17 protein-coding genes are annotated in these 13985 nt (G+C 71.3%); 4 read left to right on the plus strand and 13 right to left on the minus strand.

Features of this window, described 5'->3' with window-relative positions; all coding sequences use genetic code 11:
* Positions 1–20 precede the first annotated feature (20 nt).
* The 5 genes from Actkin_RS26960 to Actkin_RS26980 all read right to left on the minus strand — a co-directional run bounded on the left by Actkin_RS26960 (position 21) and on the right by Actkin_RS26980 (position 4039).
* Positions 21–458, minus strand: a complete 438-nt coding sequence (locus Actkin_RS26960) for an SRPBCC family protein (protein ID WP_309569146.1) — start codon at positions 456–458, stop codon at positions 21–23.
* A 795-nt stretch (positions 459–1253) separates the two neighbouring features.
* On the minus strand, positions 1254–1874 hold the full coding sequence (locus Actkin_RS26965) for a histidine phosphatase family protein (RefSeq protein ID WP_258907995.1): 621 nt from the start codon (positions 1872–1874) through the stop codon (positions 1254–1256).
* Between the two features lie 53 nt (positions 1875–1927).
* On the minus strand, positions 1928–2461 hold the full coding sequence (locus Actkin_RS26970) for a GNAT family N-acetyltransferase (protein WP_258904724.1): 534 nt from the start codon (positions 2459–2461) through the stop codon (positions 1928–1930).
* Between the two features lie 10 nt (positions 2462–2471).
* A complete protein-coding gene (locus Actkin_RS26975) occupies positions 2472–3545 on the minus strand; it encodes an MBL fold metallo-hydrolase (RefSeq protein ID WP_258904725.1) in 1074 nt (357 codons plus the stop codon).
* A gap of 35 nt (positions 3546–3580) precedes the next feature.
* Entirely contained in the window at positions 3581–4039 is a 459-nt protein-coding gene (locus Actkin_RS26980; RefSeq protein WP_189209904.1) for a hypothetical protein, read from the minus strand.
* Positions 4040–4294: 255 nt separating this feature from the next.
* On the opposite strand from Actkin_RS26980, the gene Actkin_RS26985 reads away from it, so the two are divergent.
* Complete coding sequence (locus Actkin_RS26985; protein ID WP_189209903.1) at positions 4295–4909, plus strand: LPXTG cell wall anchor domain-containing protein; 615 nt, start codon at positions 4295–4297, stop codon at positions 4907–4909.
* Between the two features lie 48 nt (positions 4910–4957).
* Here Actkin_RS26985 and Actkin_RS26990 read toward each other — a convergent pair whose 3' ends face one another.
* The 3 genes from Actkin_RS26990 to Actkin_RS27000 all read right to left on the minus strand — a co-directional run bounded on the left by Actkin_RS26990 (position 4958) and on the right by Actkin_RS27000 (position 7527).
* Entirely contained in the window at positions 4958–5431 is a 474-nt protein-coding gene (locus Actkin_RS26990) for an Lrp/AsnC family transcriptional regulator (RefSeq protein WP_189209902.1), read from the minus strand.
* A gap of 43 nt (positions 5432–5474) precedes the next feature.
* Positions 5475–6626, minus strand: coding sequence for a trans-sulfuration enzyme family protein (locus Actkin_RS26995; RefSeq protein WP_258904726.1), 1152 nt, complete (start codon positions 6624–6626; stop codon positions 5475–5477).
* Between the two features lie 277 nt (positions 6627–6903).
* Complete coding sequence (locus Actkin_RS27000; protein ID WP_189209900.1) at positions 6904–7527, minus strand: TetR/AcrR family transcriptional regulator; 624 nt, start codon at positions 7525–7527, stop codon at positions 6904–6906.
* A 41-nt stretch (positions 7528–7568) separates the two neighbouring features.
* Here Actkin_RS27000 and Actkin_RS27005 point away from each other — a divergent pair, with 41 nt between their 5' ends.
* Together Actkin_RS27005 and Actkin_RS27010 are read left to right on the plus strand one after the other, a co-directional pair.
* Entirely contained in the window at positions 7569–8003 is a 435-nt protein-coding gene (locus tag Actkin_RS27005; protein ID WP_258904727.1) for an HIT family protein, read from the plus strand.
* Positions 8004–8061: 58 nt separating this feature from the next.
* On the plus strand, positions 8062–8775 hold the full coding sequence (locus Actkin_RS27010; RefSeq protein ID WP_258904728.1) for an SMP-30/gluconolactonase/LRE family protein: 714 nt from the start codon (positions 8062–8064) through the stop codon (positions 8773–8775).
* A gap of 161 nt (positions 8776–8936) precedes the next feature.
* Here the strand turns inward: Actkin_RS27010 and Actkin_RS27015 are convergent, their stop codons facing one another.
* Genes Actkin_RS27015 through Actkin_RS27025 form a run of 3 tightly spaced genes read right to left on the minus strand, consistent with a single transcriptional unit; the run spans position 8937 to position 10756 of the window.
* Positions 8937–9497, minus strand: a complete 561-nt coding sequence (locus tag Actkin_RS27015) for a DUF3558 family protein (RefSeq protein WP_258904729.1) — start codon at positions 9495–9497, stop codon at positions 8937–8939.
* 20 nt (positions 9498–9517) lie between these two features.
* Positions 9518–10459, minus strand: coding sequence for a hypothetical protein (locus Actkin_RS27020; protein ID WP_258904730.1), 942 nt, complete (start codon positions 10457–10459; stop codon positions 9518–9520).
* Positions 10460–10465: 6 nt separating this feature from the next.
* Positions 10466–10756: a hypothetical protein gene (locus Actkin_RS27025; protein ID WP_258904731.1), complete on the minus strand. Its 291-nt coding sequence runs from the start codon at positions 10754–10756 to the stop codon at positions 10466–10468.
* Between the two features lie 158 nt (positions 10757–10914).
* Between Actkin_RS27025 and Actkin_RS27030 the strand changes: the two genes are divergently transcribed.
* On the plus strand, positions 10915–11733 hold the full coding sequence (locus Actkin_RS27030; RefSeq protein ID WP_258904732.1) for a hypothetical protein: 819 nt from the start codon (positions 10915–10917) through the stop codon (positions 11731–11733).
* Here Actkin_RS27030 and Actkin_RS27035 read toward each other — a convergent pair.
* Both Actkin_RS27035 and Actkin_RS27040 read right to left on the minus strand, forming a co-directional pair.
* Positions 11730–12890, minus strand: coding sequence for a beta-1,3-glucanase family protein (locus Actkin_RS27035; protein ID WP_229786709.1), 1161 nt, complete (start codon positions 12888–12890; stop codon positions 11730–11732). The genes Actkin_RS27030 and Actkin_RS27035 overlap by 4 nt on opposite strands.
* A 373-nt stretch (positions 12891–13263) precedes the next feature.
* Positions 13264–13932: an XRE family transcriptional regulator gene (locus tag Actkin_RS27040; RefSeq protein WP_189209897.1), complete on the minus strand. Its 669-nt coding sequence runs from the start codon at positions 13930–13932 to the stop codon at positions 13264–13266.
* Positions 13933–13985 lie beyond the last annotated feature (53 nt).

Here is a 13985-nt window from a genome sequence, read left to right on the forward strand (position 1 = left end):
CCCCACCTCGCCGGACAAGCTCAGGCGGGCGCCGGGAACATCTTGTCCAGCCGCTCCAGGGTGGCGCGGATGCTCTTGAGGTTCTTCCCCGGGAACCGCACCCACTCCAACAGCAACCCGATGCGCGCGGTGGACCAGTCGAAGGTCTCGGTCACCTCGGTGCGCCCGTCCCCGAGATCCTTGAGCTGCCACCGCCACCGGTGCCCGTAGAAGTGCCGCCACGCGATGAGCCGGTCCTCCTCGAACTCGACCACGGTGTTGCGGATCTTGTAGGGCAGCCCCATCTTCATGTCCATCCCGAACCGATCCCCCAACTTCAGCCGCCGCCCCTCCTCCCCCACAGCCGCAACCACCGTCCCGGACCCATCGATCACCGGATGCTTCGCCGGATCGGCAAGCAGATCGAAGATCACTCCGGGAGCCGCATTGATCACCCGCGTAGCGGAAACCTGACGCATACCCACACCCTACTCGCCAGTAACCACCCGAGTGAAGCCCAGACGAAGGTGGACACGGAGGCCGAGGGCGGGGGCCGAGGGCGGAGGGCGAAGGCGGAGGGCGAAGGCGGAGGGCGAAGGCGGAGGGCGGAGGGCGGAGGGCGAAGGCGGAGGGCGAAGGCGGAGGGCGGAGGGCGGAGGGCGAGGGGCGAGGGCGGAAGGCGAAAGCGGAAGGCGAAGGGCGGAGGGCGAGGGCGAGGGCGAAGGCGGAGGCAGAAGGCGGAGGCAGAAGGGGAAGGCGGAGGCCGAGGGGGAGACGGGGTGATGCAGATTGCGGCGTAAAACAGGCACTGAAGCAGCGCAACCACCCACCCCACGCAACACGCCCCACCAACACTGTCCGATGGGGTGGACCCGCATTCGTGGGGAGCGAAGCGTCGCTACCCTCGCTCGGGCGCGGACGGCTTCGCCGCTCCGCCGCTTCTCCGCGCCCGCGACGCTTCGCTTAGGGGCCCCGCGAATGCGGGTCCACCCCATCGGACCCACAAATCAACTCGCGAAGCGCGTCACCGCCCCACAACGGCTCACGCCGTCAACACGCCGGAAGACCGGACAACCACAACAGGACAGACCGACTGATCAGACTCACCAACCCCAGACCGACCAAGGCCACCAGGCAGTACCAGGGCCCACAGGCCAGCCAGGCACACCAGGCTAACCAGACCAGCCAGGCTAACCAGACCAGCCAGGCCCACCAAACCAGCCAGGCCCACCAAACCCCAGCCAAGGCCAGCCCGCCCCGTCAAGGCAGAAGCCTCAACCCCCCACCAAATCCGCCGTCAGATGCGCAGTGTCGTTGAACGACCGCACATGCCACATAGCCCCATCCACGACCACCCGCGTGATCGACCCGTTGTCAGAGCGCGAGAACGCCAGCCGGGAGCAGCCCGTCGCCAGTGACAGGACGCAGCCGATCACGCCGCTGTGGGTGAACACCGCCACCCGGCGACCGGGGTTGTCGGCGTGGATCCGGGAGATCCCGGCGCGCACCCGGGCGGCGAAGGCGTCGTCGGGTTCGGCGCCGGGGATCACGTCCCAGCGCTGTTCGGCGACCATGCGCAGGGTCAGCGGGTGCCCGGCGGCGACCTTGATGCGGAACACGCCGCCCTCCCACTCGCCGAGATGGACCTCGCGCAGATCCGGCTCCACCCGGGCCGTCAAGCCCAGCTTGCCCAGCAGGGGCGCCGCGGTCTCCGCCGTGCGCCGCAGCGGGGTCACGTAGACCGCGTCGATGCCCGCGTCCACCAGGCGGGACGCGACGCACTCGGCCTGCGCCAAGCCGTCGGGGGCCAGTGCGGGGTCGCCCTGGCCGTCGACGAGGTCGAAGGGGACGCCCGGCACCGCGGGGGCGGACTCCCCGTGCCGGACCAGGATCATCTCGGTCGCGCCCGGAGGCACCACGAACCGCGCCTGACGGTATTCCACGGCCGTCAGCCCATCGCTTGACCCGCACTTGCGTCAAGGGACTTGATCAGCGTCACGAACGCCAACCCGTCCTCCAGCGGCTTGCCGAAGCGCTCGTCGCCGTAGGGGAACGGGGTCTGCTCGCCGGTGACGGTGTAGCCCCGGCGCTCGTACCACGCGATCAGCTCGGCCCTGCGGTTGACGACCTTCATCCGGACCTCGGTCAGCCCCCACGCCCGGAACCTCCGCTCCGCCTCGGCCAGCACCGCCCGGCCGACACCCCCGCCCTGCAGTCCCGGCACGACGGCGAACATGCCGAAGTAGCCGTCCACGCCCGACAGGTGGCAGCAGGCGACCAGGCCGCCGTCGCGGAACGCCATCAGCACGACGCTCCTGGGCGCCGCGATCAGCGTCGCGATCTCCTCCGGGTCGGTGCGCTGGCCGTCGAGGAAGTCGGCCTCGGTGGTCCACCCCGCCCGGCTCGACTCGCCGCGGTAGGCGGACTCCACCAACGCGACCAGGGCGGGGATGTCGTCGATGGTTGCTGCGCGAAACTCCACGGCCCGCAGCCTAGGTCCTCAATAACTGCCACCAGGGGTCAACCGGGGCCGGAGAGGACACGTCGACGCGCTCGCCCGGCCGCGGCACGGCCAGCGTGACGCCGCGGGCCTTCGCCTCGGCCCACAGCCGGTCCACCGGCTCGGTCCAGTCGTGCAGCGCCAGGGTGAACGTCGCCCAGTGCACCGGGACCAGCACGCCGCCGCGCACGTCCAGGTGCGTGGCCACGCCCTCCTCCGGTGTCATGTGGATGTCGGGCCAGCCCGGGCTGTACGCGCCGATCTGCACCAGCGTGGCGTCGAACGGCCCGTGCTCCGCGCCGATCTCGGCGTAGCCGGGGAAGTAGCCGGAGTCCCCGGTGTAGAACACCCGGTGCTCCGGGCCGAGCAGCGCGAACGACGTCCACAGCGTCCCGTCCCTGCGGAATCCGCGCCCGGAGAAGTGCTGCGCGGGCGTCGCCACGATCCGCACGCCGCCCAGCGTGGTCGACTCCGCCCAGTCCAGCTCGATGATCCGGTCCTCGGGCACCCGCCACCGCCGCAGGTGCGCGCCCACGCCCAGCGGCACGACGAACGGCGCGGACTGCGTGCGCGTCAGCGCGCGCACGGTCGCCATGTCGAGGTGGTCGTAGTGGTCGTGGGAGATGACGACGGCGTCGAGCCGGGGCAGCGAGGCCAGCGGAGCGGGCGGCTCGTGCAGCCGCCGCGGCCCGGCGAACGGCAGCGGCGACACCCGCTCGCTCCACACCGGATCGACCAGCACCAGCGCGCCGTCCAGCTCGATCAGCGCGGTCGAGTGGCCGTACCAGGTCAGGTGCAGGCCGCCGCCCGCAGGCGCGGGCGGGACGACCAGCGGCACCGCCCCGACGGGCTTGCGCTGCTGCTTGCCGAACAGCAGTTCGCGCAGCAGCGTGCCGCCCTCGACCGGGGTGGACGAGGTGGCCGCGCGGTTGTGGAAGGCGCCGTCGCGGTACTGCGGCGACCGCGCCACGCGCTCGCCGCAGGCCCGGCCGCCGAGCTGGGCGGGCAGGTCGCGCAGCGCCCAGGCCAGGGCGGCCGCCAGGAGGCCGAGCAGGTAACGGGTCATGACCCCATGGTGCCCGGCGGAAGCTGTGTGGGTTCTCAGGCGGGGCGCAGCCGCATCGCCCGGCGGGCGACCAGCCCGGGGCGCGGGGTGCGGACCGACACCGAGCGCAGGAACTCCCCGGGCACGCGCAGCGCGGCGGGCGCGGCGTGGTCGTCGTCCGGGGCGTCGGGGTGTTCGGGGTGGTGCAGGTCGAGGATCGCGCGCAGGGCCCAGCGGGCGTGCCCGTGGTAGGACCAGATGACCCGCTCCGGGGCGAAGACGTCCCAGTCCGGCGTGCAGCGGGCGCGGGCGGCGGCGACGTCGTGCCGGTCCTTGATGACGACGAAGTCGACGTGGTCCGGCCAGGTGTACGTGGCCACTATCGCCTCGGGCTCGCGCTGGCCACCGCACAGGTACACGGTGAACCCGTCTGCGACAACGGCTCGTAACAGGTCGTCGACCTCGCCGAGATCACTGTCGGCGGCGCCGAGTGACTGCTCGCAGGGCTGAGTCATAGTCATCACCCGATCGGCCAGTGCCAACGCGACCGGGGACGCGGTCCCGATGACACACGGTGCTTCTCCTCCTGTGTACCTCACCCAATAGGGGGATGGCGAGTGATTCTGAGCAATGACACACAGGTGTCATCCACAGGTAGCCGGCAATTCGGTCCACCCTGATGAATTCTCACCCTCGCGGGTGACTATCCTCGCGATCCGTCACTGATCGCCTGCGCGCGGTCATCTGCGTCCCCACCGAAGGAGCCCGCCTTGGGCAAACTCACCCACCTGCTGGCGGCCGCGACCCTCGCGGCCACCGCCACCACCGTGTTCGCGGGCGTCGCCGCCGCGCACACGCCCTACATCACCGCCGAGTGCACCGCCGACGGCACCGTCCTGTCGGTGCGCCTGGAGGCCTACAGCGGCGGCGTCACCAATACGGTCAAGGTCACCGACGGCGACACCGTGCTGGCCGACGAGGAGTTCGGCACCCGCTTCGAGGACAAGTGGACGGTGTCCGCCGAGGTCGACCACACCTTCACCATCGCGGTCACCGCGGGCGACGACGCCTCCGGCAAGCGCGGCTGGACGTTCACCAGGACGGAGTCGGAGAAGGCGTGCGTGGTGCCGACCACCACGCCCACCACGACCACCGCCGAGGAGACGACCACCACGACGGTCGCCCCGACCACGGAGACCTCGCCGGAGACGACCTCGACCACCCGGCCCGCACCCTCCGCGGTCCCGACCACGCCCGCGCCGTCGGAGGACGAGCTGGCCGACACCGGCGCGAGCGTCGCCCTGCCGCTGGGCCTGGGCGCGCTGCTGCTCGTCGGCGGCGTCGCCGCCCTGGTCCTGGTGCGCCGCAGGGCGGGTCAGCAGTAGGAGCCGTGGGTCCCGCGCGGGAGACGCCGTCCCGCGCGGGACCACCGCTCACTGGATGGGGGTCTGCACCGGCTGCCCGATGGCCTCGAACACGAGCAGCGTGTTGACCGAGACGACCTCCGGCCTGCTCAGCAGCCTGCTGATCAGCAGTTGCTGCAGGTGCGTGGTGTCGGGCACCGCGACCTGGATCAGGTAGTCGTCGGGCCCGGCCACGTGCAGCAGCGAGACCGTCTCCGGTTGTTCGAGCACGAAGGACTTGAACGCCTCCACCACCCGCTGCCGGTGCGGGCGGACCCGCACGGATAACAGCGCGCTGATCGGCCTGCCCAGCGCCGCCAGGCTGACCGTGGCGTGGAAACCGGTCAGCACACCGCGCCTGCGCAGCGAGCGCACGCGTTCCAGCGCCGTGGACGGCGCGACTCCGACGATCGAGGCGAGCTCCTTGTTCTGCAGGCGGGCGTCGCGCTGCAGCTCGCGGAGGATCGCGATGTCGATGGAGTCGAGTTCGGCTGGTTGGCCCATTCTGCTCTCTTTCCGCCCCCGGACCCGTCCGGCCGAATCTACGTCAGACGTGAGCAACCTTCAGTGAGGCCTCCAGGTCTGCGCGTAGGTCCTGCTCATCTTCCAGGCCGACCGACATTCGCAACACCCCTGCTGCCGGTTTGGCGCAGTCGGCCACCGGCCGGTGGGTGAGCGACGCGGGGTGCTGGATCAGGGTGTCCACGCCCCCGAGGGAGACCGCGTGTGTGATCAGGCGCACGTGCTCCACCGTACGGGCTGCGGCCTCGAATCCGCCTGCCACGGTGAAGGCGACCATCGCGCCGGGGCCCGCCATCTGCGAGCCGACCAGCGGCCCCGAAGGGTAGTGCACGCGCTCGACCAGCGGGTGTTCGGCGAGCCATCCGGCCAGCGACGCCGCGACGCGCTGCTGCTCGCGCACCCGCAGCGGAAGCGTCTGCAGACCCCGGTGCAACAGGTAGGCCGCCAACGGGTGCAGTAGCCCTCCGGTCACGGCGCGTACGCGGCGCAGCCGAGCGGCCCAATCCTCGGACGTGGCGACCACTCCGCCGATCACATCGCCGTGCCCGCCCAGATACTTGGTGGCCGAATGGAGTACAAGCGCGGCGCCGTGCTCGATCGGGCGCTGCAGGACCGGCGTGGCGAAGGTGTTGTCGACCACCACCGGCACCGCGCCCGCCTGGGCGACGACGGCGGCGATGTCGACCAGCTCCAGCGTCGGGTTGGCCGGGGTCTCCAGCAGGACGAGGCCGGTGTCCGGGCGGATCGCGCCCGCGACGTCGTCGGCGCCGGTCCAGGTGACCTCGGTGCCGAGCAGTCCGGTGGCCAGCAGGTGGTCGGAGCCGCCGTAGAGCGGGCGGACGGCGACGACGTGCGGCGCGCCCTCGGCCCTGGCGGCCAGCAGGCAGGCGGCCAGCGCGGCCATGCCGGAGGAGAAGGCGACGGCGGCCTCGGCGCTCTCCAGGCGGGCCAGCGCGACCTCGAAGCGGGCGACCGTCGGGTTCCACAGCCGCTGGTAGACCAGACCGCCGTCGGCGGGCGGGACGCCGCCGGAGGCCAGCGCGTCGTACGCGGCAGCGCCCGAGGCCAGGTCGGGCACCGGGTTGGTGGTGGACAGGTCGATCGGGGGGACGTGCACACCCAGGCCAGCGAGGTCTTCGCGGCCCGCGTGCACGGCGAGCGTGGCGATCCGGCTCATCCGCGTCTCCAGTTGTCGTCGGGACGCCAGGATGGGGCCGGGAAACCGGCCGCGGCGGGGGCGCGGAACCGCGGTGCGGCCGTACCGTTCCCGAACCATCGCGAATTCGTTTCAGCACTCGCGGGGAGCGCTCCCATCGAAGGGAATTCGACTGCGGCCGAAAGGCGGTACGCCCGTCGCGCGCGGGGTGACTATTTTGTTGCTCGCGGAAACAAATCCGCCGGGCGTGGCGGCGTCGGAAATCGGCCGACCCTGCGGCGCCGCCCCGCCCGCCCCGCTATCCCGGCGCGTGTTCGGCGACGAGGTCGACGATGATCCGGTGCGTCTTGGCGAGGGTGTCCTGGTGGCCCGCGTTCGCCAGGCGGAAGGCCAGCCGGGTGAGCACGTCGCCGACCGTCACGCACTGCAGGAGCGCGGTGCGCAGGTCGACGGTGTCGGCGAAGCCGAACCGGTCGACCAGCAGGTCGGACAGCGTGTCGGCCAGCGGGTCGTCCGGGCCGCCGTTCTCGTCGAGCTCGGTGGCGGCCAGGCCCGCCTTGCTCACCGCGCGGAACCCGTCGTCGGTGCGGCACATGTCGACGTAGATCGCGAAGGACCGGTCGACGGCGGCGCGCCAGTCGGCGTCGGTGAGCTCCTTGGTCGCCTCGCGCACGAGTTCTCGGTACCGCACGGAGTTGCGCCCGTGCACCGCTTTCATGACCGCGAGCTTGTCGGGGAAGTAGCGGTAGACCGAGCCGATGGACACCTTGGCGGCTTTGGCGATGTCCGCGGTCGTGGTGCCCGAGAACCCCTTCTCCGCCGCCACGCGCGACGCGGCGTCGAGGATGCGCTCGATGCGTCGGCTGGCACGGTATTGGGTGGGCGTCCGGCGCACCTCGTACGGCGTGTCTGGAACGGTCACGGGCACCATTGTGCCCAGGTGGATTCGGATGGGAGTGCCAGGTGGCGAAACAAGTGTCGGACGCGTGCGCGTTCTGCCGAATCGTCGGCGGTGATCTGGGGGCCTCGGTCGTCCGTGAGGATGATCGGACGATCGCCTTCCTGGACCATCGGCCGCTCTTCCGAGGCCATACGCTGCTGGTTCCCAAAATCCACGTGGTCCGGATGAGTGATCTCCCGGCCGATCGGGTGGCCGACTTCTTCCTCACGGCACAGCGCCTGGAGCGGGCCATCGAAATCGCAACAAGTTCGGACGGCTCGATGGTGCTGCTCAATAATGTCGTTAGCCAGTCAGTTCCACACATGCACTTGCATGTGATCCCGCGCAACCGACGCGACGGACTGCGCTTCTGGCTCGGCCCGAGGGTCAAGTACGACGACGAGCACCCCGCCGAGGCCTACGCCGAGCGCATCCGGGCGGCGATCGCGGACCTTTGACCCCTTGCGCGCGGGCGCGCCATCCCCCAGATTGGTTTGGACCAGTTGGGGGTGGCCCATGACGACGACGGCGCGCTCGCTCGCCGGACCCGCCCGCGCGCCGGTGTGGTGCGGGCTGGAGCTCTGCTGGCTCGACCAGCCCGCCGAACGCCTCCGCGTCGGCCGCGTCGCCGCGGGGGCCGTCCGCCAGGTGGCGGCCTACGCCCTCGACGACCGCCCGCTGAGCGCCCTCCCCTGCCGCACGGGCTGGCTGGTCGCCACCCCGTCCCGCGTCGTGCACCTGCGCCGCGACGGCAGGCAGTCCCCCACCCCGTGGCCCGCGGCCGACCTGCTGACGTGCGACCCCGGCGGCCGCCTCTGGCTGGCCACCCCCGACGCCCTGCTCCGCGCCGACCTCTCCGGCCGCCTCCGCGTGGCCGCCACCGGCCCCACCCTCGCCCTGACCTGGCACCCCTCCGCCACCACCCTCTACCGCGCCACCCCGACGGGCATCGACGCGCACCCATACGACCTAGCCAACGGCCTACTGGGCGCTCCCACCCACCTGTCGGACGACGTCGCCACCGCCCTGGCCGTGGATCACACGGGTCAACTCTGGGCCGCCGTCCCGAACGGGGTCCGCTGCGTAGGCCCGACGTGCCTGACCATCCCGATCACCGAACCGACGGGCTGCTGCTTCACGACCACCACCCTCCTGGTGACCACCGCGTCCGGCTTGCACCCCTGCGACACAGGCACCGGCGGCCACCCGACGACCCGCTTCGCGGAGTGATCGCCCCCGCTGACCGCGAACCAGCGTCCGCATGACCCCTTCCCACACCCGGATCAGTCGCAGGCAGCGATCGGCGTCGAACGGCATCCGCGCCCGGGTCAGTCGAGGCCCTGCTTGGCGGTGACTGGAGTCGATCAGGAGGAATCCGAGCGGCTCAAGCTCTAACGGGTGCTCTTGACCAGCCGGTACATGGCCTCTTCCTGGACCTTCCGGTTGAGCAGGCAGCGGTCGTGGCTGCCTGGCGGCTGCATCGGCGTCTGCCGGAACTGCAGCCCCTGCTGGTCCGCGACGCCGATCGTCAGGCGACACAGGACGTCCGTCCGCACGTGCCCGATGGCGGGAAAGCCGTGGATACGCATGTCCGGGATCCAGCTGCGCAGATCGGTCGTCGCCTTCGCGTACTCCTCGCCCAGGATGTCCCTGTCGGTGAAGATCTCGACTTCGACCCGGTAGGACTCCCCCGGCCACGTCGCCACACAGAGGCCTCTCGACACCTGACTCAACTCGGCGGCGGGTGAATCCGAGCCGCTCACGGTGTCGAAGCGAATCGGCGACTGGAGCAGACCGCAGGGGTCGCCCGCCCACCTCTCCAGGCTGATCGGATCGTCGATCGGGGGGACTGTGGTCAGCGGCGCCGACGTCGACGTGCCGGTGGACTGCGGCGGCAGCGGCGCCGGTGGGATTTCCGCGCAGGCGACAGGGGACAACAGCAGACAGACCACCACAGCGACCCTGCCCCGGATCACGTGTCACCGCCTTCGAGTCGGCGCCCGATCAGCCCACCGCCGGACTCCTGCTTCTTGACATGGATCTCGTGCGCACGGTCGACTTCCGCGCCGAACGTCTCCGAGAAGTACGCCTGATGGTGAAAGTGCTCGTACCGGAAGTCCGGGCTGTCCACGTCCGTGAAGGTCGGAAGCGGCTCGAACAAGTCCGACACGGGGGTGAGTTCGCCCAGGTAGGCGCGGATCTCGTTCTTCAGGTACGCAACCCCGTCGTCATACCTCTCCACGAGCTTGCGCATCGCGCCGTCAGCCGAGGCGAGCACGTCCTCCTTGCTGGCGCCGCCCATTGGGGCGGTCACCACCTCAGCCGCACCCGCGGCCATCGCCGCTCCCACGGTAAGGCCCACGGCAAGGAGCGTTCCGCCGCTCGTGATGACCCCCACCGCGCCCGCGACCAGCGCGACACCGACCTTGATCCCCGTGGCCAGCGTCTTCGCCTCCTCGTCGGCACGGAACTGGCGCGAGACCGACATCCAGTGCTCCATCGCCGTCTTCATGTCCTCCCGCGCCTCGGTGGCGAGCGAGTAGGCGGCGAGGAAGAAGCGCAGCAGTTTGTCGACATGCGTGCGCTGGTTGTCGAGGAAGGTGCCTATGCGGCCGATGTGCCTGCGGAACGCGTCCGCCGCGGCGCCGTTCCAGTCCTCCAGGGAGAGGGTGATGTGGCTCAGGGTGTCGTTCAACTCGGTCACGTGTCCCTCGCGGAGCGGGAACGAGTATCTGGCGAAGGTGTCCCACACGACCGGCGGCGAGATGGACAGGACCTGCGAAGCGACGCCGTAGAGGCGCTGGTCCATCTCCATCCCGGCCGCGGGATCCTCCATCAACTCGCCCGCCTCCGCCGCCATCTGGGCGATCAGGTCGTAGATGGGCTGATCGCTCGGCCAGGCCGAGGCCTCCACCACCGTTCACCCCTGCCCGTCGGCGCGGCCGTAGAGGCTCACCACGTCCCGCAGGGCCTCCGCGGTCGCCGTCACGACCTCGATCGCGCGCCGGTTGCGGTCGCGCAACTCGCCGGTCAGATCCCAGAAGTCGGACTCCGCCAGCCCTGCGTACCCGCCGGGCGCACCCAGTCCCTCGTAGGAGCCGTACCGGCCCGCCTCCTGTTCCAGCAGGTGCGCCAGATACGGCAGGCTCCATCCGCCCACCATCCCCAGCTGCGCCAGGTCGGTCTCGAAGCTCTCCCTCGGGCTTGTCATGACGGCACCCCCTCCGTCGATCTTCGTAGTGGGTCAGCGCTCGTCGGCGGGTTCGTTCCGGGCGCGCGCACCCGATCGGATCAACGGGAGGCGACTGACTGAGGGAATGCGCCGGATGGGGCTACCTGTCCGGACCCGCAGCAGGTAATCAGGGCGGTGTGGATGACGCCGCTCGATGGTGGGCGCCCGCGGCCGTGGTGGCCGCCGCGCTCGTGGTGCCGTTTCTGGTGCGGCTGGTGCTCAGCGTTCCCGACTGGGTGACGCTGGTGGCGCTGGCCGTGTCCGTGGCGGGGGCGGTGGCCGTCGTGCGGCAGATCGGGTTTCAGCGGGAGCAGCGCGCGCTGCGGGTCGAGGCGGCGCGGGCGCAGCAGGTGAAGGCCGCCGAGACCGAGGCGCCGCCTCGGGAGGAGCACCACGTCCCGGCCATCCCGGTCGATAGCGCCGAGCCCTACTACCGGTTCACGCTCTCCTGCACCGTCTGCTGGCGCCCCCACGGCCCCCTCCCCCAGCACGCCAATCCGCGCGGGCTCGCCGTGCACGCCGTCCTGGAGCGCGCGCGGCAGGTGACCGTGCAGGGCTCGCCGACCGATCCCGACGGCGTCCAGGTCCGGTTGGCCGCCGAGCTCGGCGCGCAGCTCAGCGACCGGACCGGGCAGATCACCGCGTGGGCAGAGGACGTCGGGCTGACCGTGCCGCCGGAGGACGCCGAGCGGCTCAAGCGGCTGCAGGACGTGCGCAAGGAGAAGCAGATCCGCGACCACGAGCGCGAGTTGGAACAGGCCGCCCGGGCCTACCTCACCTCCGAGGTGTTGTCCGACCCGGGCAAGGCCGTCGTCTGGTGGCTGGCCCGCCACCCCGAGCAGGTGCGCGAGGCAGCCGAGCTGCTGCCGACCTTCGCCCAGCTCAGCGCGGCCGCGCACGGCACCGAGGTGTACCTCGAACGCCAGGCGCGGCCGCAGCTGGAGGAGAGCGACTAGAACCGGGTGAGCGCGATCCGGGCCGAGCGCGGGTCCGGGGCGTGCACCAGGGACTCGTGGCCGCCGACGTCGTCGAAGGCGAAGCCGTACGCGCGGCCGTCGACCATGTTGGCGTGCATGGCCTTCGAGTAGTGGTTGGTGATCGCGCGGGTGTAGTAGTCCGCGGCGGTCCAGACCGGTGACGTGGGGTGGTGCCCCAGCGTCGAGCGGTTCAGGTCCGCGCACAGCGACCGGGCGATCGGGCCGACCACCTGGTCGTTGGGCGCGTGCAGGACGCCGTCGCAGCCGAAGACGTCCTTCGACGGCGGCCGCCCGAACGACGCGACCCGCGCGCCCGAGCCGTCGGTGAAGTGCAGCACGCCGCCGGACACGCGCCCGGTGAACCGCACCGCCGGGTTGTGCTGGAACGGCGCGACCACCAGCGTCCGCCCCTCGGACCACACGCTGTCGACGTACGGCGCGAAGTACGACGCGGGGAACAGGCCCAGCTCGATCCCCTTGCGCGGCGCGATCGCGCGCAGCGGGAAGCCGTCGGAGCGCCGGTGGACGAGGCGGGCCCACTCGCCCTGCAGCGCCCCGAAGATCCGGGCGCGCCCGTCGGCCACGAGCGTCCCGGTGCGCCTGACCTGGCCGTTCGACGCCGTCACCTCGACGGCGTGCGGGACGGAGAACATGTCGACCTGGGAGCTGTTGAGCCACAGGCCGGAGCCGTTGTAGGTGAACTCGCTCCAGTCGAACAGGATGTCGCGGTTCGGATCGCCCGGCGCCCACGGCGCGGGCTCGACCAGGCCGGTCGGGGTGAGGAAGAACCGCAGCTTGGCGCCGAAGGACATGTACATCCGCCCGGAGAAGTGCAGCGGCACCCGCAGCGTGGTGGCCGCGCCCGGCCCGGGCCCCGGGATGGCGACGTCGGGGGCGGGCGACGGCGGGATCGAGCCGGAGGGCCACGGCGTGAACACGCCGGCGGCGGTCACGTAGCCCAGCCTCCCGGTCTGGGTGTTGACGCCGGTCAGGTAGAGGTGGACGGCCTCGGACCGGCCGGAATCGTTGGACACGACCATCGGCAGCACGGCCGGTGGCGCGGCCGACGCGACCGGGACGGTGATCGCGCCGAGCAGGGTCAACAGGACAGCGGCTATGCGCAGGGTGAGCGACACGGTGACTCCCTTGTCGGTGTGAGCGCGCTCTCACACCATGGTGAAGAAACGACCACGAATTTGTCAACGGTCACAACAAACTCGGTCGCCGAGCATGAGAAAGGGCCCCGGGTTCGGCGTGAAGCCGACCCGGGGCCCGAACGCTCACCGTGCGAGGGCGCTGTCCGCGGTGTCCCGGCCGCGGACGCGTTGCGGTGAGACCGGACGGTGTTGTCCCCGCGGCCGACCCTGCACGGCCTGAGGCACCATCCGGCACCCATATTCCCCGCAACTCACGCACTCCGGCAACCGCTTCGGCAATAACAACTGTTAACTGCCTCGAATACGCCGCCCGACCAGGCCGGGAAGTGCCGGGCCAATCCGTGAACGGCGCTCAGTTCGCGGCGCCCCAGCGGAACCCGTAGCTGCCCGGCCCGAAGTTCAGCGCGACCCCGTGCACCGAGCAGCCCCGGTCCAGCGCGACCGGCCTGCTGTCCTCGATCCCCCGGTCGTCGCGCGTGTACTGCTCGCAGAACTCCGGCGGGTGCTCGGGGTCGAACCCGACCTCGAGCACGAACTCGCGGACGGGCAGCCTGAACTTGCGCTCGTAGGTGCCGTCCAGCACGGGCACGTTCACCAGCTCGTGCTCGGTGATGACCGTCTCGCCCCGGGCCAGCGGGCGGTCGAACAGCAGCTCGACGACCACCAGCCCGGCCGAGGCGTCCTCGGCGACGCGGCCGAGCACGCAGTTGCGCAGCGGCCGCACCTGCGGCGCCGCGCGGTCGGGATCGCCGGACTGGATGATGAGCACCCACCGGTCGGGGCCGTCGGCCTCGGCGCGCAGCACCTGCCGTGACACCGCGGACAGCGAGGGGCCCACGGCCACCCGGTCGTGCTGGCTGAGCCGGGTGAGGCGCTCGTCCCAGGTGGTGTCGACCTGGCTCAGCACGTCGTCTGGCGCGGCCTGGTCCGGCCCGGACGCGCCGATCGTGGGCAGACCTGCCGCGGTCCGCGCCCACCGCCGCCGGTCGAGCGGTGTGCTCGGGTCGGACTCGGCTCCCATGCGGACTCCCGGTTCGCGAAACCGTCCATCGTGGATTGGTCAGCTGTGCGTTC

Origin of the sequence: Actinokineospora sp. UTMC 2448 (genome assembly GCF_024760565.1) — a bacterium.
In the GTDB taxonomy this organism is placed as follows: domain Bacteria; phylum Actinomycetota; class Actinomycetes; order Mycobacteriales; family Pseudonocardiaceae; genus Actinokineospora; species Actinokineospora fastidiosa.